The following is a 20,254-nucleotide window of genomic DNA, read 5'->3' on the forward strand; positions in this document are numbered from 1 at the left end:
TTGATGACTGAAGAACAACCGCAGTCCAACGAAGCCCTTGAGCGCATCCGTCAATGGCGCCAAGACTTCAAGGCGAATCTCGTGCCCTCTCCGCTCGAAGATTTGACACAACTTTCCGCCAAGCTCGACTTGTCCCGCGCCAATCCGAACGCCATCGCGCGCCTGTTTTCCAAGGGCAGCGAGACGCTGCATGAAATGTTCAAGGAAGCGGGAACCTTGCGTGCCATGGCGCGCAGGCTCGAACGCGTCTTGGACGACCAAGGCGCCAAGCGTCGCATGAGCGGTGTGGCCGAACTGTCGCTGGTGGTGGGCGTGGCCATGTGGCATGGCAACCAGATGCCTGTGCTGCTGTATCCCGTCGATGTGCGCAGGGACGGCAATCCCGTGGAACAGCACACCACGATCATGTTTACGGGACATCCGCGCCTGAACGCCTCGCTGGTGGCCGTAATGCGCGAAAACGGCGTCATCCTCAACGAGCGCGAACTGTTCGACGGTTCCAACTACGCGTCGGGATCCCCGGCGACGACCGCCGTGCTGGAAGCCATCACCAAGGCCGCGCGTACCCAGTTCGAGGACTTCCATATTGAACACCATGTGATTCTGGGCTGCTTCATCGACCCGTCGGCGCAGATCCTTGTGGAAAGCCAAGTCATTCTTGAAGACCTCGAAAAAGGCCCTACGGGCAATACGCTGCTCGACGCGCTTGCCGGCGACAAGGCCGCCCGCGAAAAGCTTTCCCACGACAAGCTCGACGAATACAGCCCGTTCGACGGCGACCCGCACTCCGAATACGAAGTGGGCGACGTGGACAATACCGTGCGTTATGCAGCCAACATGACGGCCGCGGGCCACTCGCTGTTCGTCGACGCCACGCTGGGCACCGATACGGCCCAGCAGGCCGCGGCCATCGCGTCGCGGTGCATCATGAAGGGCAAGTCCGTCCTCTACGTGCCGTGCGTGGCGGACCAGAGGCGCCGTTTCCTGCGCAATATGCGCGCCAACGAACTCGACGGACAGGTTCTGGACGCGGCGGACATGAACGCGAACGCGGCCATCGATCACCAGCTCATCAGCGCCGTGGGATTCCAGCAGTCCGTGGCGGCTTCGCGCTTCGACCAGCTCGCCGACGAACTCGTGGGCGTACGCGCGCGACTGACGCGATATCTGGGCGATCTGCACGGCATGAACGAAACATGGAATGTTTCCGCATACCAGACGATCCAGAATCTGGCCAAGATTTCCGAACTGCCCACGCATCCGGTCACGCACGTGCGCCTGTCCAAGCCCGTGGCGCAGAAAATCGGCCGCGACATGGACGAATGGTCCGCGAAACTCAAGCGTGCCGGCGAACTGGGCGAATACACGATTGGCCCGGATGACACCGCTTGGTACAAGGCGTCCATTTATACCGAGGAGGAGGCCATCGGCGCATACCAGCGCGTGGTCAACCTGCTCAACAAGATTCTTCCCGCCACACGCAGCCAAGTGGCGTCGACCGTGGAAACCTGCGGCTTCCCCGTACCGAACACGGCGTCCGAATGGGGACGCCAGGTGATGGTGCTCAAGAACCTGCGCCGTGTGCTCGACGTGTTCCAGCCCGAGATTTTCGAACGCGATATTGACGCGATGCTCGAAGCCACGCTTCCCAAAGCCGAGCGCAAGTCCTCCAACAGCGACATGGGCTATTGGGAGCGCCGTCGCCATATCAAGGAAGCCAAGAGCATGCTGCGCGTCGGCGCGCAAGTGGAAGACCTCCACGACGCGCTGCTCGTGGTCCAGAAGCAGGCGGAGCAGTGGCGCATGTTTGTGCCGCGCGGCGGATGGCCCGTGCTGCCGCCCAAGCTCGACAACATTATCGCCACGCAAGACGAGCTGCTTGCGAACATGACGGCCCTCGACGCATTGCTGGCCACCACGCCCAAGGGTGGCGATCTCGAATCGTTGAGCTTTAACGACGTGGAAACGCGTCTCAAGGCGTTGTATGACGATCAGATGGCGCTCGACTCGCTGCCGGAACGCTCCGTGCTCGAACGTGAATTCCAAGAGGCCGGCCTGACGGAACTCGTGGAAGACTTGCACGAGCGCCACGTGAAGACCGACGCTGTGGGCGACGAGTTGCGCTTGGCATGGTGGACCACGGTGTTCGACGACATTGTGCATTCCTCCGCCATTATTTCCAACCAGGACGGTTCCGTGCTGCAGAACGCGTCCGACCGCTTCGTGCAGGTGGATACCGAGCATGTACGCTCGGTGGGTCCGATGATCATGCAGGAATCCATGAAGAGGCTGTGCGACCTGCTGTTCTCGCGCACGCAGGAAGCCAACATGCTGCATACGGCGCTCGCCTCGGAATCCTCCGTGTCGCTGGACCGCATCCACCACGACCATCCCGAGATCTTGGCCGCGGCCAAACCTGTGATTATCGCGACGCCCGCTACGCTCGCTTCCGTAATCAGCCCCGTGCCGATCGCCGACGTGGCCATTGTGGACGCGGCGGCCCACCTGCCGTCCATTCTGCTGCTCAGCATCCTGTGCCGCGCGCGCCAGGTGGTCGTGCTCTCGCATCGCCAGACGATTACGAGCGAAAGCGTCAAGACGCTGATCGACATGCTGCCGAGCGTGGGCGTCAAGCCGCGCCCGAGCCGCAGGGATCCGCGCGTCAGCACGTTCCTCAAGGAACAGGGCTACGGCGATGTGACGTTCAACATCATTCGCGAAGGCATGCAAGGCCACGTCAAGTACCACCACATCGAGGCCAGCGCCATCCCGTCGATGGCGTCCAGCGGACTGGTGGAAAGCAGCCAGCAGGAGATCGACGCGATTGTGCAGCTCATTACCGAGCGTGCCAACTCGTTTACGATTGTGCCGTCGCAATACGTGCTTACCGTGGTGACGCTTACCACCACGTTCCGTATCCGTTTGGGCGCGGAACTCAAGCTCCTGGCTTCCAAGAACGAGTTCATGAACCGTTTCCTGCGCCACGTACGCATTGTGGACATTACGGATGTCGCCGGCGCCCAGGCTACCGACGTGATCCTGTCCATGAGCTACGCAAAGACTCCGCATGGCCGTCTGCTCCAGCAGTTCGGCGTCATCGAGTCCGACGGCGGCCGCGGCATGCTGCTTGACGCGCTGGCGTTGGCGGACCGTTCCCTCGACATTGTGAGTGCCTTCAGCAGTGAGGAAATGCAAAGCGACCGCCTGCACCAGGAAGGTCCCAAGACCTTGAAGACGTTGCTCGCATGGGCCGAGCACCTGGACGAGCAGCCCGAACCCAAGCCGAAGTCGTATGGCAACTTCGACAACGTGCTGTTCAACGATCTGGCGCAACGTGTGCGTGAGCGCGGACTGGAAGCGGAAGTCAACTACGGTTACAAGGACGGCGCTCGCATTCCGCTGGTGGTGGGCGTCAAGGGACAGCCATATACGCTGGCCGTGTTCACGGACGATGCGCACTTCATGAGCATGCCGTCCACGCGCGAACGCCACCGCATTTTGCCGCAGCGCATGGAATCGCTCGGCTGGTCCGTCATGGACGTGTGGAGCGTGGCCGCGTTCGTGAATCCCGAGAAGGAAGTGGACCGCATTGTGGCGCGTCTGGGCGAACTGTACGGGAGCGCGGAACGATGAGTGAAACGCATGCCTACAACCCGCAACGCCATACGCCGCGCGTCCACAAGCGCGTGGTCATGAAAGGCACTGAACGTTTCGACGCCGACGGCGTGAAACTCGAGCCCTCGGACATGCAAACGCGCGACCAGCGCAATGCGGACGACGACCGCCGCATTCTTGGGGAATTGCCGCCGCACTGGGGCGTATTCCAAGAGCGCGAATAGGTGCGGCCGCCGATTATTGTTGCACCGCGATAATCGGCCCCGAAGCGCCGATCACGGCAAGCGCGTCACTTGCCGGTAACGCCATAGGTGTCAGCGGAGAGCCCATGTCATCGACATGGGCTTTTCCCATAACAAGCGCCTGCGTGGTGAGCGTGCAGGAACCGGCGAAGGCGGAATTTTGGCCGGACGCCTGCGTTTTTGCGCTTTGTGCGGCTTGCTTGCCTTGTGTTTGTTGGGATTCTTGCGCTTGCTGGGTCTCGCATCCTGTTCCCGTGACAAGCGCTACTCGCGAGCCGACGGGGAATGAATCGGTGGCGCTTGCCAATTTCACGTCCACAATGGTGGCGTCCGACTGGGGCAGCGGGGCGTTTTGGACCATGGAGAACGTCACGACGCTGTGTGCGGGAATGCTTACTGTAGCCACCATGCCCATAACGGCATCGCTTGCGGTGACGGCGTCTTCGAGCGCCATATGGTAGGGGATGCGCGTTTGCGCCACATCGGCGGCGTCAATGGTTTCGCCTTGGTGTACGGCATTGGTCGTCACCAAGGCGGGCATCATGCGCGTGGACGATTCCACCGTGATCAGCGCTGCTAGCAGCGCGCCTATGGCGCATATGCTGGCCACTATGCGGCGCAACCTTCGCTGTGCCACCAAGGACTGGCGCAATAGCATGCGCTTGCGCCCGTTACGGGAAGTGGCGCCGGTATTGCGTTCCCGTTCACTATGAAAAAAGGTCACCATAACGATATGGTGACCTTGCAACGCCTTGTTTGTCTAGGCGCACGGGCTTGTGTGGAAAACTGGTCTTACTTTCCCGAATCCGTACGGTAGAAGCCCGAGCCTTTGAAGCTGATGGGAACCGCGGAATAGACCTTGCGGACTTCCTCCTTGCCGCAAACGGGGCATACATGGATCGGCTCGTCGTTAAAATCCTGATGTTTTGTGAAATCGTAGCCACAAGCCTTGCAACGATAGTGATAGTTAGGCACTTCCAATCCTTCCGCCAACGGTTCCGCCTCATCTGGATAATCCTCATTTATCCTAGTACCTGCCATGACAGTTTCAGCCGATCCGTGGCACAATACAACGGTGGGAATCTTTCAATATGTCCGGGATGCGTGGGAACGCCGCAATATGCCCATGTTCACTGTTCCCGAACGGCTCATGTCGCCAGCCTTGGCTCCCGAACTCATGTTGCGTCCGCTCAGGTACTCCGACGAAGACGAATGGATGCGCGTGCATGAGGCCAACGCGCAATGGCTCGCCCCCTGGGAATCCGAGGATCCGTTGCACGGGCCGGGGCTGACGTTCGCGCAGTGGATCCGTATGCTGCGCCGTGGGGAACGTGAGGGAACGGGCGTGGTGTTCGGCATGTTCCAGCAAGGGCGTTTGATCGGTCAAATTTCACTGGGTGCGATATCTTACGGTTCCATGCGCGAGGGAATTGTGGGGTATTGGATCGACCGCAATCATGCCGGCAGGGGATTGACACCATTGGCTGTCTGCATAGTGGCCGACTGGGCGCTGTTTTATGAGACAGGACCTTTGTTGCACCGGCTGGAAATTGATATTGTGCCTAGTAATCAGCGCTCTCAAAGCGTTGCTCATAAAGTCGGGGCGATATATGAAGGGGTGCGACGGCAATATATGTATATACGGGGCGAGTGGAAAGGCCACGAGTGTTACAGCTTGATCTCGAGTGATGCTCCCGGCGGGTTTACGGCCAGATTATTGGGCGACACGCGAGGAGAAAAGTCACACATGTTGTCATGATTTCTTTTATTCTTGAAGACTATGGGATATGAATCGCTCAGCGCGCTTGTAGTGGTGGCGATTCTCGTTATTCTGTTAGCTGTTTGGCTGCCGCGGCGGACGGTCAAAGGCATGAAGCAGGTAATCAAACATCGGGAGGATCGCTACTCATCATCCCTGCATTTGGTGGATGAAGAGAGCGGCACGAATTTTTCCGATGAAGGCACGCCGAAGGTGAAAGGGGCAATCATGCCATCGACGCAGACGCGCTTGGAGAAAAACCGCGCGTATATTGCTCAGGTGCGCGCTCAACGCAGGGCGGCCATTCGGCGCCGTCAGGTATTGTGTGCAGTGCTGTTCGCCATCGCGGTTGTAGTGCTCGTACTCGCCTTTGTGTTGCATTTCAGCCCGTTGTTCGCGCTGATTCCCGCCGCGTTGCTCGCGGCCGCCCTCGTCATGGGCGTGCAGGCCAACAAGCAGGCCAGCGCATGGGAAAGCAAAATGGCCCAGCGCATGGCGAAGGAAGAACAGCGTCACAAGCGCCGGACCGAAGCCACCAAGCAACGCATCAAGCTTGCCCAGCAGGCCGCGCAAGCCAAGGAAGCGGCAAAGCGTCCGCAGGTTCATGCCGCCCCCTCCCAGGAACAGGCCACGGACGTGATGGAAGTGCGCGAAATTCGCCGCGCCATCCGCGACACCCAGCGTGAAAAGATGCGCGTCATGCAGGAACGGTCCCGCTTGCAGCAGGCGATGCGCCAGGCACAGCAGCAGGCGCAGCATCCTGTGGTGAACGAAGTGGTGGTGGAAAACGTGCATGTGGCCATGCAGCAGCAGACCAATGAACAGGCCCAGCTCGTCATGCACCAAGATCCCAAGCCCGAGGCCGGTACGTTGGCACCGCGCTCCCAGACGCTTACCACGGGAGACAGCGTGGCGGACAATATTGCGCAGGATCTTATTTCATTCTCGCTTGGCGAGGCCCGTCCTTTGCCGGACAATGCTGCGGTGGACATGGAAAGCCTCGAAATCAAGTCGATGAAGCAAGTGTCCAAGGCAGAGCCGGCGGCGCAGCAGGAAGAGACCCAGGCGAGGGAACGCGAACTCGCCGAAGCCGCCCAGCGTGCACGCCAGGAAGCCGCCGCCATGCGCAAACGTCTTGCCGAAGAACAAGAACGCAAGGCGCGCGAAGCCCGCGAACGCAAGGAAGCCGAAGAACGCAAGCAGCATGAACAGCTGCTGGTACCGGAAGGCGCCTCCAAGGGCAACGCTGCCGCCCAGACTGCATCTGAACCGGCTTCTTCCCAGAACGCTTCCCAAGTAGGCGTCAATGATTCTGCCGGTTTCCATGAAGCCGAATCCGCGAGCGCCGTGGATGCGCCGACCCAGTCGTCTGACTCGCTGGGAACGAGCCTCGATTCCATTCTCGCCCGACGCGGCAACTGATACGCATTTATGCGACAATTGTGCCAATAATGTCTTATTGTCCATATTGTGACGTTTCTTATGTGGAGGTCTCGTAAGAAGCGTCGGCAATATGGACATTTTTTTCGTGCTTTCCCAACGCTCTTTCATTACTGTAGTGAGTAGATGACGGGCGATGATGTCATGCTCGGGCGTGGTTGCCCGCAGTGATGGTTTACCCGCTAGTGAAAATGAACATGCCTCGTCAACTATGCAGTACCGTCCGGCGGTGCATACAGGTTGGAAAGATGGGAAATACGTATGAAGAAGCGGTTCGCTTCCGCCGTAGGTATAGTTTCCGCGGTTGCCATGCTTATGAGCGGCGCGGTGGGTGCCTCGGCCCGGGAAGCCACTGATCTCAACAATCTTATTACCAATAGTTATGTTGCCTTGAATGGGAACGGCATGACGTTTGAAAAAGTGAGCCACCCCACCAAAGGTCTTGAGACCACCGACGGTGTGGTCGACTATGTAGGCGGCGGCAATATTGACACTTTGGCTGACGGCGAGGGAGACCGCGGCCAATCGTATAGCTATGCGGCGCAGTCGGAAGGCGACTGGGTCTACATTGGCACCATGTATGGCGGCTTGGGCGTCAACGCCATCCTGAACTCGGGCATTGGCGGCATGGGAATTTCTCCCGAAGCCGCCTCCTCGCTTATTGACGCCATGTATTCGGGACATATGTACAAGGGTGAGCCGGACGGCAAAAGTGCCGGCGGTGTGCTGTTCAAGTTCAACGTAAAAACGGGCGAAACCAAAATCCTCATGTCCCAAAGCCAGGGCATTGATGGAGGAACGGGCATTATCCCCACGTTCCGCAGCGCTTACAAGATGAACGGCAAACTCTATTTTGTCGGCATGATCATGGATACGAACAATCCGGAGCTGACACAACGAGAAATCCAGATGGCCATGGCCATGCAGAACGGCTTCCCCTGCGTATATGAAATCGATCCGAACAATGGCGACAAGCTCACGCGCGTGTACAACAGCGTGGATGTGAACGGGTTCCGTCAGCTCGTGAACAACAAGGTGTTCACCTCCACGCGAGCCCTCGGCTCGTTTGGCAACACGCTGATCGCGGGCGACGTCAAGCTACCGCCGATGGCGGCAACGCATCGCTCGTGGCCCTCCAACAATCCGTCGGACCCCTCCTCCTGGAAGACAATCGCCGATTCCGCGACCTTCGACAACCTGCCGGCTGTCAAGCGCTCCGACGTCAATGGCGGTGGCGGCATCTACCAAGTGCAGGAATACAACGGCAAACTGTATGTGGTAATTTGCATGGGCTCCGCGGACACGGAAAACGAGGAGACGGGCACCAAGCGTTCCTTCGCCATTTACGTGGGCGAGAACCATGGCGACGCCACCAACGCGGCCGATTGGTCGTGGAGGGCGCTCGCTGGTGACACGCAAAAGGGCGCACGCTACTCCTATGGCTTGGATCCTGAGCGTATCGCGGCCGGCGCCTGCACGCTGCAGGTGTATGGCGATCATCTCTACATTGGCGACTACAACGACGTCTCCAGCGCTTTGCAAGGATTCGCCACGCATCAGGAGTTCGTGACGCAGGCCACGAACCTGGAGCAGTCGATCAACCTCTACCGCATGGACGCCAACGAGAATGTCGAGATGCTCGTTGGAGACCCGACCGAGCAGTTCCCGCAGGGCGGTTCCACCGGCCTGGGCAGCGGTTTTGACAACCACATGAACCAGTACACATGGCAGACAACCGTACATGAGGGCAAGATGTACCTGTCCACCATGAACACGACCACGTTGCTCGAGCCCATGGCCCAGTTCACGAATGGCGACATTCTGCATATGAGCAAGCAGGAATGGACTACCACGCTCAATGCGCTGCGCACGTTTGTGGAAATCCTTATCAAGGACGCTCAGAAGCCCGCCGTGTATTCGCTGCGTGAAGGTGAGACGGGTGAGACTGTGGAAGCGACTGAGGCAAAGCCTTCGGCTGACGACCCCGAGGCCCTGGTCGATTGGGCCGTGGCGCGCGCCAATGACAACGCCGGCAAGAGCGGCGCGTCCATGTTCAGCGTGCAGGAAGCTGAACCCGTGACGCTCAGCGATGCCGACCGCGCCACGCTTGTCGACGGCATCCGTGACGGCAGCATTGTCCCCGACAGTGTTGGAGACGCCCAGACCATTGACGACCTGTACCGCATCAACGACTCGCTTGGTTCGTTGTCCGCCGCTCTCGACGAAACGGCGAGCGAAGACTTCTCCAACACTTATGGCGAACTCGTGGACCTTGCGGCTTCGATCGACGGTGTTCCCGAGAGCTTCACCAAGATGATGGAGACCTTGCTCAAACTGGCATCCGCACGCAATCTCGCGGCCTTCTTCAAGTCGCTGCCGTACTTGGCCAAGTCGAAGCGCGGCTTCAACCTGTTCGAAATTACCGACAACGGTAACGGAGTACAGATAAGCACCGTGTCCGATGACGGCTTTGGCGACCGTTTCAACCATGGTCTGCGCATCTTCTGCCCGACGGACGACTACCTGCTGGTAGGCACGGCCAACCCGTTCTACGGCACGCAGCTGTGGCGCGTGGCGAACACGGAGACGAAGCCCGATGATCCGGACACTCCGGATACGCCGGACACGCCGGTGGATCCGTCCGACCCGGGAACCGATCCGGCCGAGCCGGCGGCTCCGGGCGAGACGCCAGATAATCCGGATGCCGGAACGGGCGCTGACGACGGTTCGCATGATGGTGCAAACGGCCAGGAATCGCCGCTTGCCACAACGGGTTCCTCGGTGCTTGGCCTCGCCATAGCAGGCATTGTGGCGCTGGCTCTTGGCGTGGGGTTGCTGGTTGCGCGCAAGCGCAAACTCGCCTGATACCCGGCCAATACGGCAATAACCCCGCGCCCTGCCCAGAACGGCAAGCGCGCGGGGGCTAAATTGCTCTCAGAGCGTTAGCACTCGAGTTGGCAGAGTGCTAATAATCGCGCTACCATAGCGAACAGCGCAACGGAAAGGCGTCAGCGGGTAATTCGTCAGCTTCCTAATGGCACAGTTCCTGCGCGGTAACTGTATTCGTATCTCTTAAAGGGGGTTCACAGTGTCGATCTCGCTTACACCGTTGGAAGACAAGATCATCGTCAAGCAGTCTGAGCCGGAGACGCAAACCGCTTCGGGCCTGTTCATTCCGGACAACGCCAAGGAAAAGCCGCAGCAGGGCGAAGTGCTCGCCGTGGGTCCGGGCCGTCGCAACGACAAGGGTGAGCGCATCCCGATGGACGTTGAAGTCGGCCAGAAGGTGTTGTTCTCCAAGTACGGTGGCACTGAGGTGAGCTACAAGGGCGAAGACTACCTGATCGTTTCCGCTCGCGACGTGCTCGCGATCCTTAACTGAGCGCCGTTTTTGCGTCCGCAATGGCGCATGGCGTAAACGGAAAGCCAATTGTTCGTTGGAACAATTGGCTTTTCGCATTTTTCGGGGGTGTGTGTCGCAGCGGCCATTTTGAGCCGTTTTGGGCCTGTTTATAGCGTGCGACACGCCGACATTTGCCAAAATCGCACAGAGCGTGGCATACTAGCCAAGTTGCCGGTTGAGAGGTCAGCCTCTCAGCAGGGTAGCTTGGCGGATTTCCCAAGCGGTCAAAGGGAGCTGACTGTAAATCAGCCGCTTTATGCTTCAGTGGTTCGAATCCACTATCCGCCACGCCTCGATAGCTCAGTGGTAGAGCACTTCCTTGGTAAGGAAGAGGTCGTGAGTCCAATTCTCACTCGAGGCTCTCTGGCGGGATAGCTCAGCTGGCTAGAGCGTACGACTCATAATCGTAAGGTCAAGAGTTCGAGTCTCTTTCTCGCTACAAAGACCGGGCCACAATGGCCCGGGGGAAATCGAACACAAGAGGTGAATTCAATGGCAAGCAAGAGCGCCGACATTCGTCCGGGCATCACGCTGGCATGCACCGAGTGCAAGGAGCGTAACTACATCACGACCAAGAACCGTCGTAACACGCCGGACCGTCTTGAGCTCAAGAAGTTCTGCCCGCGCTGCGGCAAGCAGACGGTTCACCGCGAAACTCGTTGATCAGTATCTGCTGAACTCAAAACCCGACCACAACGGTCGGGTTTTTTGTTACTCTGAGGCGTTATGACATCATTTGCAGAAATTACCACCATGGGTGTTGGTGGATTTATTGAACAGTTCGTGGAACCGACCACGCGTGTCGGCGTTATTGAGGCTATTGAGGAGGCGGACAGCAAGAACCTGCCATTGTGCGTGATCGGCGGAGGATCGAACATCCTCGCCTCCGACGAGCCTTTCGAAGGCGTGGTGGTGCGCGATACGCGCCGCAACATTACCGTTCCTGATGAGGCTGCCCCCGTTGAGGGCGGCGACACCACCGTGCATGTGAACGCCGAAGCGGGATGCAACTGGGACGACTTTGTGGACTTCTGCGTCGGCCTCGGCCTGGAGGGCGTGGAAGGCCTTTCCGGCATCCCTGGCACCGTTGGCGCCAGCGTGGTGCAGAACATCGGCGCATATGGACAGGACGTCTCGAGAACCGTCGAATCCGTCGAAGTGTGGGACCGCGCCGACAAGAAGACGAAGGAACTGTCCAATGCGGACCTGCATTTCGGATACCGTACCAGCGCGCTCAAGTCGAGCATGTATGTGGCGCCGGCCGTGCCCGCCGCGCATTTCTTCCCGTCCCCGCGTTTCATTGTACTGTCTGTGACGTTCGCGTTGCACCACAGCAATGAGGGCACCGTCTCCTATGCGCAGCTCGCCAAGGCGCTGGGCGTGGAACTGGGAGCCCGTCTTCCGATCCGCGACATCCGCAACGCCGTGCTGCACGTGCGCGGACAGAAGGGCATGCTCGAGGACGCCACGCGTTACCGTCTGCCCGCCATGCAAGACACGAAGCGTCCGGCGAATGTGCGTGAGGCCATTGAGCAGCAGGTCAAGCACGCCGATTGCGCCGGCGCCTCGAGTGAGGCCTGCGTGGCCGCCAACGTCGAAGCGCTCGACGGTGAGCAGGATTACGACTACAACCGCCACAGCTGCGGCAGCTTCTTCATGAACCCGATCCTCACGCAGGGCCAGGCCGACAAGCTTCCCGAGGATGCTCCGCGCTTCCAGGCAGTGCTGCCCGACGGTTCCAAGGGCGTCAAGACGTCCGCGGCGTGGCTTATCGACCATGCGGGCTTCCATAAGGCTACCGCATCAACGATCACGCCCACGCAAGCGTCTCGCCGCTGCACACGTTGGCATTGACGAACCGTGGCGGCGCCACAAGCGGCGACATCATGGCCCTCGCCCGCACGGTCCGTGACGGCGTGGAAGTCCAGTTCGGCGTGCGCCTCGTACCCGAACCCGTATTGATCGGCCTCTCGATCGACTGACCGGCCGTCATGGTGTGTCACGCACGTTAACAGTCCCGTATCCCGTGGTCTTCGACCTGCGGAATACGGGACATCTCATTATATGGACTTCTGTATCTCACAAATAATTTCGTATTCCACTGCAATTTCAGCGTTTTTCACAAACGGTCGATTGTCCATGACCATTTTTCAATTTGTCAATGTAACAAACAATTGCCAATCTTGTATGTCAGATAAATAAGTCGATTATAGTGCGTTACCGTTCACGAGACGGCGGCACTCGAATCCACAAGATCCTCGAATAATCGTCTTGCCGTGCCCGATGGCACACCAAAACGAACCTCATATTCAGGCCGTACTGCGCCCGAAATGAGGTATGAAGCAGTGGAAAAACGGAGTTTTCTCGTGCAGATTTTTCGAACGAAATCGGTAGAGCAGACGATTGCGGAGACGCAAGAAGAGGGTCGCTCGCTGAAACGTAATCTCGGCTGGTGGGATCTTGCGGTAATGGGCGTAGCCGTTGCCGTGGGCGCCGGCATTTTCTCGGTAGGAGCGCAGGCGGCGGCATTCCACGCGGGACCCGCCGTCATCATCAGTTTCATTGTCGCCGGCGTCGTGTGCGGAGCGGCGGTCATGTGTTACGCCGAATTCGCGTCGGTCATGCCCGTGGCAGGTTCCGCATACACGTTCACGTACGCGACGTTGGGCGAGTTCCTCGCCTGGATCATCGGTTGGGACCTCATTCTGGAAATGCTGATGGCCAGCTCGGTGATCAGCAAATACTGGGGCGTCTATTTGAACGATTTCATGCGCCTGATCGGTGTGCAATGGAACACGAACATCCATATCGGCTCGTTTACGCTTGACCTTGCGCCCATTGTGATCGTGGCGTTCTTCACGATCCTGCTCGTGCTCGGCACGCAGATCGGCGCGCGCGTGGACGGCGCCATGACCATCCTGAAGATCGGTGTGGTGCTGTTCGTGATCGTGGTCGGCTTCTTCTATGTGAAGAGCTCCAACTACGTGCCGTTCATTCCGCCGTCCGAACCCGCTTCCGACGTGCCGGGAGCCACCACCACGGGCACGATGACGCAGCCGCTCGTGCAATGGCTCACGCACCACGAACCGTCGATCTACGGCATTTCGGGCGTCCTGTCCGGCGCGGCGCTCGTGTTCTTCGCGTTCATCGGCTTCGACGTGATCGCCACAACCTCGGAAGAGACGAAGAACCCCAAGCGCAACGTGCCGCTCGGCATTGGCGCCGGCATGGGTATCACGATCGTGCTGTATGTGCTGGTGGCCGTAGTGACCACGGGCATGGTTCCCTACAAGCAGCTCGCCTCCGTGGAGAACCCGTCGCTGGCCACGGCCTTCGAACTCGTAGGCGCTTCCTGGGCCGCCAAGATCATCAGCTTCGCCATCATGCTGGGCCTGGCCACGGTGGTCATGGTGCTGCTGCTCGGATTGACGCGCGTTATCTTCGCCATCAGCCGCGACGGCCTGCTGCCGCGAGGCATCTCCAAAACGGGCAAGCGCGGCACGCCGGCCGGCCTGCAAATCGCATGCGGCGTGGTGGTCGCCATTGTGGCAGCCTGTTTCCCCGTCAATGTGTTGAGCGACATGGTGAATATCGGCACACTGTCGGCCTTCACGCTCGTGGCCATCGCCATTCCCGTGCTGCGCAAGAAGCGTCCCGACCTCAACCGCTCTTTCACGATGCCGGGCAACCCGTGGATCCCCGTGCTTATCGCAATCGCCAACCTGTACCTCATGCTCAACCTCACGGTGCTCACGTGGATCCGCTTCCTCGTATGGCTCGTCATCGGGTTGATTGTCTACTTCGCTTACGGATACAATCATGCGCGACTAGGCACAGGCGAGCTCGATGAGCAGCTTTTGCGAAATTCCTGACATGGCACATGCGCTTGATTACGCCACGCGGTAGGCTGGAACCTGGTATGAACGCGCGGGCACACGATGTCCGCGCGAGACTCAGGTAAGAAGGAGATGCCCATGGCATACGTCATTGCACAGCCGTGTGTGGATGTGAAAGACAAGGCCTGCGTGGACGAGTGCCCTGTAGATTGCATTTATGAAGGCGTGCGCTCGCTGTACATCAACCCGAACGAGTGCGTGGACTGCGGCGCCTGCGAACCGGTCTGCCCGACGGAGGCCATCTTCTACGAGGATGATCTGCCCGAAGAGTGGGAATGGTACAAGGATGCCGCCGTGCAGTTCTTCGACGAGGTCGGCGACCTGGGCGGCGCCACCGCCGCGGGTCCGCTCGGCAAGGATCCGGCCGCAGTGGCCGCCCTGCCTCCGCAAAACCAGGACTGATCCACAAGCGCTTGCATTCGTGCGAGCGCTTTTTTTATTGCTCATATCGCTCGCATGGCGTCTCCTGCCTGGCGTCAGGTAGGGGGCGGCCGAGCGCGACACAACGACAACGCAACGACAAAGGAAGGATGCACCACATGGGATTCCACGAATTCAGCACGCCATACGACTGGTCGCGCATCGGCGCCTACAAACGCATCGCGCGCCAAGTGCCCGGAGGCCTGATCGACCTGTCCGTGGGATCTCCCGTGGACGAAGTGGCCGACTCCATCCAGCGGGCGCTCGCCAATGCCGCGGGCGACGAAAACGCGAGCGGCTATCCGCTGACCATCGGCACGCCCGCATTGCGACAGGCCATGGCGCAATGGTTCCATGATTGCCGTCATGTGGACCTCGCGGCCGTGGATGCGGCCGTGGTGCCCACCGTCGGTTCCAAAGAGGCCGTGGCGCTTATGGCGTCCCTGTTGGGGCTCGGGACCGGGGATGTGGTCGTCCAGCCGCGCGTATCCTATCCGACCTATGAAATCGGCACGCAACTGGCTGGTGCGGAAGTGCTGAAAGTGGACGATGTGGCCGACGTGGACTCATGGCGGCACCACCCGGGCGTGAAAGCCGTATGGGTCAACTCCCCGAATAATCCCACGGGAGCCGTCTATACGGCCGCACAAATGGCGCGCATCGTGGAAGCGGCACGCCAGATCGGCGCCGTGACACTGTCCGACGAATGCTACGCGCTAATGACTTGGGAACATAACGACGTGCGGCGCATTGCGCGCGGGGGAGGCATCAACGCCGCACCATGCGCATTGCAACCCGAAGTGTGCTCGGGAAGCGCGCAAGGCATCATTGTGCTCTATTCATTGAGCAAGCAGTCCAACATGGCCGGATACCGTACGGCGCTGTTGGCCGGCGACAAGCAGATCCTCGACCATATGAGCGCCATGCGCAAACAGATCGGCATGATCGTGCCCGGTCCCGTACAAGCCGCCATGGTCGCGGGCCTGCAAGACAGCCAGGCCGTGGCCGAGCAATATGAACGCTACTGCCAGCGTCTGGGTGAACTCGTCCAAGGATTGCGCGCCTACGGATACGCGACCACAATGCCGCAAGGCGCGCTCTACGTATGGGTCAAGGCGAAAAGCGGCGACTGCTGGGAGGACATGCGCGCACTCGCCAACCTCGGCATCGTGCCCAGCCCCGGCGAATTCTACGGGGATGCGCGATATTTGCGGTTCTCCGTCACCGCGACCGATGAACAGATCAGGCAGGCGGCGCAACGGCTCGCAATCGGATAATCGGATAGACAGTCGGAACGCGGGCGCGGACGAACGGTCTGCGGGAAACGGACGCGGCCGCCGCGGAACTCACGCGCCCAAATGGGCCGCGCCCGAACCGAACTTATTGCGCACCGCATCAAGCGCACGCTCAGCCTCACGCAAACGCTGGGACTGGGCCTCGCTATGGTGCTCATCCTGCTGCTCGTCCAACATGTCGTCCAACGACAACTGCACCGCCGTACGTGACGCTTCCGTCAACGAACTGACACTGACGCCCGCCAACCGCACCGCGCGCGGCAACTCACGATAGGCGGCGCGCGACGGATCCATGCCCAGCAACGCATGCAACATCTCCACCGCAAACGGAAACAGCTTCGACGCGGCGTCGGTAGGAGCATCCAACTGACGCGTACGCGTGGCGTAACTCAAATCGTCGAACCGCAGCTTCACGCTTACCGTACGCGCAAGCAGACCACGATCACGTAGCGAATGCGCCACCTTGTCACAACAATGGCGCAACAATCCCGCCACACGGGACTCGTCGCGCGTATCCTCGTCGAACGTGCGCTCGCAGCCTATCGACTTTTCGGGCGTATATGGCGTCACTTTCCGCTCGTCCATGCCGCGGCATGCCAAATAGAGACGATGTGCGTGTGTGGGCGATTTCACGATGCCCGCCAGCTCGAGTTCGCTGAGCTGCGCGAGCTGCGTGACGGAAGTGACACCCCACCCCAACAATTTGCGTTCCATGGACGGGCCGATCCCGGGAATGGCGCGAAGTGGCATCATTTGGAGGAATTCGGCGCTGAGTGCGCGCGGAATCAGCAGCATGCCGTTCGGCTTGGCGTTCGTCGACGCCATTTTTGCCACGAGTTTGTTGGCCGCGATGCCCACCGAACACGTGATATGAAAATGGTTGGCGACTTGCGCGCGCAGCCAGGCGCCGATCTGTGTGGTGCTATGCCAGCGCAACAGTGCGCCCGACACGTCCATATAGCATTCGTCGACGGACACCTGCTCGATCTGGTCGGTCACTTTGCTGAAAATGTCCGTAAAAATCTGGTGCGAGACCGTGCGATAATACGCGATGTCTACGGGAAGAAACGCGGCGTGCGGGCATAATTGGCGCGCTTTGGCGCTGGGCATAGAAGAATAGATGCCGAATTTGCGCGCTTCATAGTTGGCTGCCGAGACGACGGCGCGGTTGCCCATGCCAATGACCACGGGACGTCCGGAAAGCTCGGGATGCCTTGCAATTTCAAGGGAAGCATAGAATGCGTCCATGTCAATATGCAGCACGGTGCAACCCGTTTCGTCGTGTCCCCAATCCCTGTTCGCGGCTGCGTTGCGTGGCGCGTTACTCATGTATCCACGGTAAAACAAGAATATTTTTTTTGAAAAGACGGTGTTTTGCCGTTTGAAGTGTGCTATGCTCATTCACTGTTGTGCCTGCACGAATGTGCTTGCGTAACTCGGAGTCATGCCTGAGTGGCCGATAGGGGCACCCTGCTAAGGTGTTAGTCGTTTTATGCGGCTCGAGGGTTCGAATCCCTCTGACTCCGCCCATAGGGTTCTTGCCGGTTGTGCGAGAACCCTTTTTTCATGCCGTTTGCATGCTGATTTTATTTTGGACCGTAAAAATACGCGGTTTACTTGTTAGTTGCGTAAATACACGCGGTTTACCCGTTATCTGCGGTTTTTGACCGTTAAATTTTGCGGTTTGCTACTTAACCGCGTAAAAATACGCAGATTACGTGTTAACTGCAGTTTTGTCGCGTAAATATTTGCAAATAACGACTAATACGACGATTATTCACGTGAAAATCTGCAAATAATGTCTTAATCGCAAGTTTCATTCGCGTTCCGCGGCGTGTCTCGACTAAAAACCGCAACTAACTAGTAATCTGCAAAAATTCACGTGAATAATCGTCGTCTAACTAGTAAATTGCAGATTTTTACGCACAAAAAGTGCGGATAAGAAGGAAACCGCGGATTTTAACGGTCGAAAAATGCAAGTAAGACATTATCTGCGTATTTTTACGCAACTAATTAGTAACCCGCGGATTTTCACTCACGAAAACTGCAAATAACGAGTAAACCGCGTATTTTCACGCATCAAACGTGCGTATATAACAAAAAATCACAGTATTCCCCGCATCGTTGGGAGGAGACCTGTGTACGTAGCGGAAGCGGAGGTACGCCTTTGTCTTCCGCTTCGTGATTCACACTATACGCAGGTCTTCTTGACAAGAGCAACTTTCTTCACGAAAGCCAAACAATTTAGTTTGGGGGCATAAAGGTAAGCGTAAGAATGCGAGAACGGGGGTACGAAGTGCATAACCCCCTGCGTGTCGCGCGCATTTTATGAGCGGGCCTTCATGTGTTCCGTGACATCGTTTCATTAGGCCCCTATGATGCGTTCCGTTACGCCACCCCTTGTATGTTCCATTACGCCACCCATGGAGTTTTGAGCAACTTTCCAGACTCGCGCACTTACAGTGGGCGGTATGACCACAATTTATGAGACCCAGCAGGATCGTACGGATCTGCCGCTTGTCGCGATGCCTTGCGTCATGCCTGGCATGATCGCGCCGTTCAAAAAGAATTTTGCGCTGCTCAACAATATTGCGCGCGTGAAAATGTATGAAGATTTCACGTTCGATGACGATGAATTCGTCAAACGCTGCGAAGGCGCGAGCGCCGTCATGGCAATCAATTTCCATATCAGTGACAAGGCGCTGGAAGCTTTGGCCGCCAATCATGTCAAGTGCATCGCGTTTGGCGGTACTGGCGTGCAGAGCTATATCGACCTGCCCAAGGCGCATGCGTTGGGGATCCGCGTGTGCAATGTGCGTCATTACGGCAATCATGCCGTCGCCGAGTTTGCCGTGGCGCTCATGATGGAGCTGTCGCGCCATGTGGGCGAGCTTGACCATGAGCTGCGCGAAGGCGAGTGGGACACGGCGATGAAGGCCGAAACCGAACTGTACGGCCGCAATCTCGCCATCGTGGGATTGGGTGGCATCGGGCAGACTGTCGCGCGCATTGCGCAGGGCTTCGGTATGAATGTGATGGCGTGGAAGTCGCCGTCGTCGAACAAGGATTATGCGGCGATGGACGTGACGCCTGTGGAGGACCTCAATCAGTTGATGGCCCAGGCCGATATCGTGTCGCTGCATTTGCCGCTGTTGCCAAGCACGCGCGGCATCATTACCGCGGAAAATCTTGCGGCCATGCGTCCGGGAACCATGTTCATCAATACGGCGCGTGCCGAAATCATTGAGCCGGGCGCGCTTGAGGCGCGACTTGCCAAAGGTGACATTCCCGCCGCTCTTGACGTGTATGACGAAGAGCCTCTGCCAATGGACAGTCCGCTACTTAAGATTCCGGGGCTCATTCTTACGCCGCATGTCGCGTGGCGTACGGATGGCGCGTATGCGAGCATTACGGAGCAAGTGGTGCGTGCGATCGCTGCGTTCTTCGAAAACAAGGAGTTTAATGTAGTGGAGTAAGTCTCCATTCCAGCGGAACGTAGGTGTGCATGCAAACGTTACTGAATCCAGCTTCCCAGCCGGCCCACGACTCGTTCGTGGAGAAAAAGTCCGAATTTATCGGTGACGCTTGCCATATCGATTCGATGGATGATGCGCTGCTGTTCGTCGAATCGATACGCGAGATGCATCCCAAATCGCGTCATGTCGCGTATGCGGCGCTGTATACGGACGAATCGGGACGGCTCATGGAGCGCATGAGTGATGATGGCGAGCCGTCCGGTACGGCGGGCAAGCCGATTTTGGATGTGTTGCGTGCCAATGACCTGACCGACTGTGTGGTGACGGTTACGCGATATTTCGGCGGTATTTTGCTGGGTTCCGGCGGCCTGATCCGTGCGTATGCGACAGGCGCGGCGATGGCTGTGAAAGCGGCGCGTTTGGCGTGTATCGTGCGATGCCAGATCTATCGGGTGCCGCTGTCGTACACGCAGCTTGGCAACATGCGCCAGTTGCTTAGCGTGATGCAGGTGGAGGAAACGGACGCCCAATACACCGATACCGTCACGTTGACGATGGCCGTTCCCGAGGATCGGACGGCGCAGTTCGAGTCGCGTATTCGCGAAACCTTCAATGCGAGTGTTGTACCCGAACCATTGACGATGATGAGCCAGCCCGTCCCTGTCGAGTGAGCGCGGAGCGATATCAATCGGCGTTGGTGACGTGGGA

The 20,254-nt window shown here is 58.6% G+C and carries 15 protein-coding genes, 4 tRNA genes and 1 pseudogene; 17 read left to right on the forward strand and 3 right to left on the reverse strand.

Annotated elements, in window-relative coordinates; translation table 11 throughout:
- The first annotated feature begins 3 nt into the window (after positions 1-3).
- Positions 4-3,633 carry a helicase gene (locus BMAGN_RS04815; RefSeq protein WP_022860049.1) on the forward strand — a complete coding sequence of 1,210 codons (3,630 nt, stop codon included), beginning with the start codon at positions 4-6 and terminating at the stop codon, positions 3,631-3,633.
- Positions 3,630-3,839, forward strand: a complete 210-nt coding sequence (locus BMAGN_RS04820; protein ID WP_022860050.1) for a hypothetical protein — start codon at positions 3,630-3,632, stop codon at positions 3,837-3,839. The genes BMAGN_RS04815 and BMAGN_RS04820 overlap by 4 nt, the downstream gene beginning before the upstream one ends.
- Before the next feature lie 13 nt (positions 3,840-3,852).
- On the opposite strand, the gene BMAGN_RS04825 is transcribed toward BMAGN_RS04820, so the two are convergent.
- Together BMAGN_RS04825 and BMAGN_RS04830 are read right to left on the reverse strand one after the other, a co-directional pair.
- Positions 3,853-4,584 carry an SAF domain-containing protein gene (locus BMAGN_RS04825; protein WP_081640903.1) on the reverse strand — a complete coding sequence of 244 codons (732 nt, stop codon included), beginning with the start codon at positions 4,582-4,584 and terminating at the stop codon, positions 3,853-3,855.
- A gap of 65 nt (positions 4,585-4,649) precedes the next feature.
- Positions 4,650-4,832 (reverse strand): FmdB family zinc ribbon protein, encoded by a 183-nt coding sequence (locus BMAGN_RS04830; protein WP_026502075.1) that lies wholly within the window; start codon positions 4,830-4,832, stop codon positions 4,650-4,652.
- A gap of 100 nt (positions 4,833-4,932) precedes the next feature.
- On the opposite strand from BMAGN_RS04830, the gene BMAGN_RS04835 reads away from it, so the two are divergent.
- The 12 genes and pseudogenes from BMAGN_RS04835 to dapC all read left to right on the forward strand — a co-directional run bounded on the left by BMAGN_RS04835 (position 4,933) and on the right by dapC (position 16,052).
- Positions 4,933-5,616, forward strand: coding sequence for a GNAT family N-acetyltransferase (locus tag BMAGN_RS04835; RefSeq protein ID WP_022860053.1), 684 nt, complete (start codon positions 4,933-4,935; stop codon positions 5,614-5,616).
- Between the two features lie 228 nt (positions 5,617-5,844).
- Positions 5,845-7,038, forward strand: coding sequence for a hypothetical protein (locus BMAGN_RS04840; RefSeq protein WP_155802536.1), 1,194 nt, complete (start codon positions 5,845-5,847; stop codon positions 7,036-7,038).
- A gap of 423 nt (positions 7,039-7,461) precedes the next feature.
- Entirely contained in the window at positions 7,462-9,921 is a 2,460-nt protein-coding gene (locus BMAGN_RS04845) for an LPXTG cell wall anchor domain-containing protein (protein WP_162176172.1), read from the forward strand.
- 223 nt (positions 9,922-10,144) lie between these two features.
- Complete coding sequence (gene groES / locus BMAGN_RS04850; RefSeq protein ID WP_022860055.1) at positions 10,145-10,438, forward strand: co-chaperone GroES; 294 nt, start codon at positions 10,145-10,147, stop codon at positions 10,436-10,438.
- Between the two features lie 227 nt (positions 10,439-10,665).
- Positions 10,666-10,747 (forward strand) — tRNA-Tyr (locus tag BMAGN_RS04855).
- A 1-nt stretch (position 10,748) separates the two neighbouring features.
- A tRNA-Thr gene (locus tag BMAGN_RS04860) sits at positions 10,749-10,820 on the forward strand.
- A 4-nt stretch (positions 10,821-10,824) separates the two neighbouring features.
- A tRNA-Met gene (locus BMAGN_RS04865) sits at positions 10,825-10,898 on the forward strand.
- A gap of 53 nt (positions 10,899-10,951) precedes the next feature.
- Complete coding sequence (gene rpmG, locus BMAGN_RS04870) at positions 10,952-11,122, forward strand: 50S ribosomal protein L33 (RefSeq protein WP_003814458.1); 171 nt, start codon at positions 10,952-10,954, stop codon at positions 11,120-11,122.
- 63 nt (positions 11,123-11,185) lie between these two features.
- Positions 11,186-12,441: pseudogene (locus BMAGN_RS04875) on the forward strand (FAD-binding protein).
- Positions 12,442-12,825: 384 nt separating this feature from the next.
- Positions 12,826-14,331 carry an APC family permease gene (locus tag BMAGN_RS04880; RefSeq protein ID WP_022860057.1) on the forward strand — a complete coding sequence of 502 codons (1,506 nt, stop codon included), beginning with the start codon at positions 12,826-12,828 and terminating at the stop codon, positions 14,329-14,331.
- A 102-nt stretch (positions 14,332-14,433) separates the two neighbouring features.
- Complete coding sequence (fdxA, locus tag BMAGN_RS04885; protein WP_022860058.1) at positions 14,434-14,757, forward strand: ferredoxin; 324 nt, start codon at positions 14,434-14,436, stop codon at positions 14,755-14,757.
- 137 nt (positions 14,758-14,894) lie between these two features.
- Positions 14,895-16,052, forward strand: coding sequence for a succinyldiaminopimelate transaminase (gene dapC, locus BMAGN_RS04890; protein WP_022860059.1), 1,158 nt, complete (start codon positions 14,895-14,897; stop codon positions 16,050-16,052).
- 69 nt (positions 16,053-16,121) lie between these two features.
- On the opposite strand, the gene dinB is transcribed toward dapC, so the two are convergent.
- Positions 16,122-17,399: a DNA polymerase IV gene (gene dinB / locus BMAGN_RS04895; RefSeq protein WP_026502077.1), complete on the reverse strand. Its 1,278-nt coding sequence runs from the start codon at positions 17,397-17,399 to the stop codon at positions 16,122-16,124.
- A 109-nt stretch (positions 17,400-17,508) separates the two neighbouring features.
- Between dinB and BMAGN_RS04900 the strand changes: the two genes are divergently transcribed.
- The 3 genes from BMAGN_RS04900 to BMAGN_RS04910 all read left to right on the forward strand — a co-directional run bounded on the left by BMAGN_RS04900 (position 17,509) and on the right by BMAGN_RS04910 (position 20,217).
- Positions 17,509-17,596: transfer RNA gene (locus tag BMAGN_RS04900), tRNA-Ser, on the forward strand.
- Between the two features lie 945 nt (positions 17,597-18,541).
- A complete protein-coding gene (locus tag BMAGN_RS04905; RefSeq protein ID WP_026502154.1) occupies positions 18,542-19,546 on the forward strand; it encodes a D-2-hydroxyacid dehydrogenase family protein in 1,005 nt (334 codons plus the stop codon).
- A gap of 29 nt (positions 19,547-19,575) precedes the next feature.
- Entirely contained in the window at positions 19,576-20,217 is a 642-nt protein-coding gene (locus BMAGN_RS04910) for an IMPACT family protein (RefSeq protein ID WP_022860421.1), read from the forward strand.
- The last annotated feature ends 37 nt before the right edge of the window (positions 20,218-20,254 follow it).

The organism is Bifidobacterium magnum, assembly GCF_000741255.1.
Lineage (GTDB): Bacteria > Actinomycetota > Actinomycetes > Actinomycetales > Bifidobacteriaceae > Bifidobacterium > Bifidobacterium magnum.

Bases quoted from the DNA above. Each gene is read 5' to 3' on its own strand.
- dinB (WP_026502077.1), bottom strand. From the start codon at position 17,399: ATGAGTAACGCGCCACGCAACGCAGCCGCGAACAGGGATTGGGGACAC.
- BMAGN_RS04820 (WP_022860050.1), top strand. From the start codon at position 3,630: ATGAGTGAAACGCATGCCTACAACCCGCAACGCCATACGCCGCGCGTC.
- BMAGN_RS04845 (WP_162176172.1), top strand. From the start codon at position 7,462: ATGACGTTTGAAAAAGTGAGCCACCCCACCAAAGGTCTTGAGACCACC.
- BMAGN_RS04910 (WP_022860421.1), top strand. From the start codon at position 19,576: ATGCAAACGTTACTGAATCCAGCTTCCCAGCCGGCCCACGACTCGTTC.
- BMAGN_RS04905 (WP_026502154.1), top strand. From the start codon at position 18,542: ATGACCACAATTTATGAGACCCAGCAGGATCGTACGGATCTGCCGCTT.
- dapC (WP_022860059.1), top strand. From the start codon at position 14,895: ATGGGATTCCACGAATTCAGCACGCCATACGACTGGTCGCGCATCGGC.
- BMAGN_RS04825 (WP_081640903.1), bottom strand. From the start codon at position 4,584: ATGGTGACCTTTTTTCATAGTGAACGGGAACGCAATACCGGCGCCACT.
- fdxA (WP_022860058.1), top strand. From the start codon at position 14,434: ATGGCATACGTCATTGCACAGCCGTGTGTGGATGTGAAAGACAAGGCC.
- BMAGN_RS04840 (WP_155802536.1), top strand. From the start codon at position 5,845: ATGCCATCGACGCAGACGCGCTTGGAGAAAAACCGCGCGTATATTGCT.
- BMAGN_RS04815 (WP_022860049.1), top strand. From the start codon at position 4: ATGACTGAAGAACAACCGCAGTCCAACGAAGCCCTTGAGCGCATCCGT.
- rpmG (WP_003814458.1), top strand. From the start codon at position 10,952: ATGGCAAGCAAGAGCGCCGACATTCGTCCGGGCATCACGCTGGCATGC.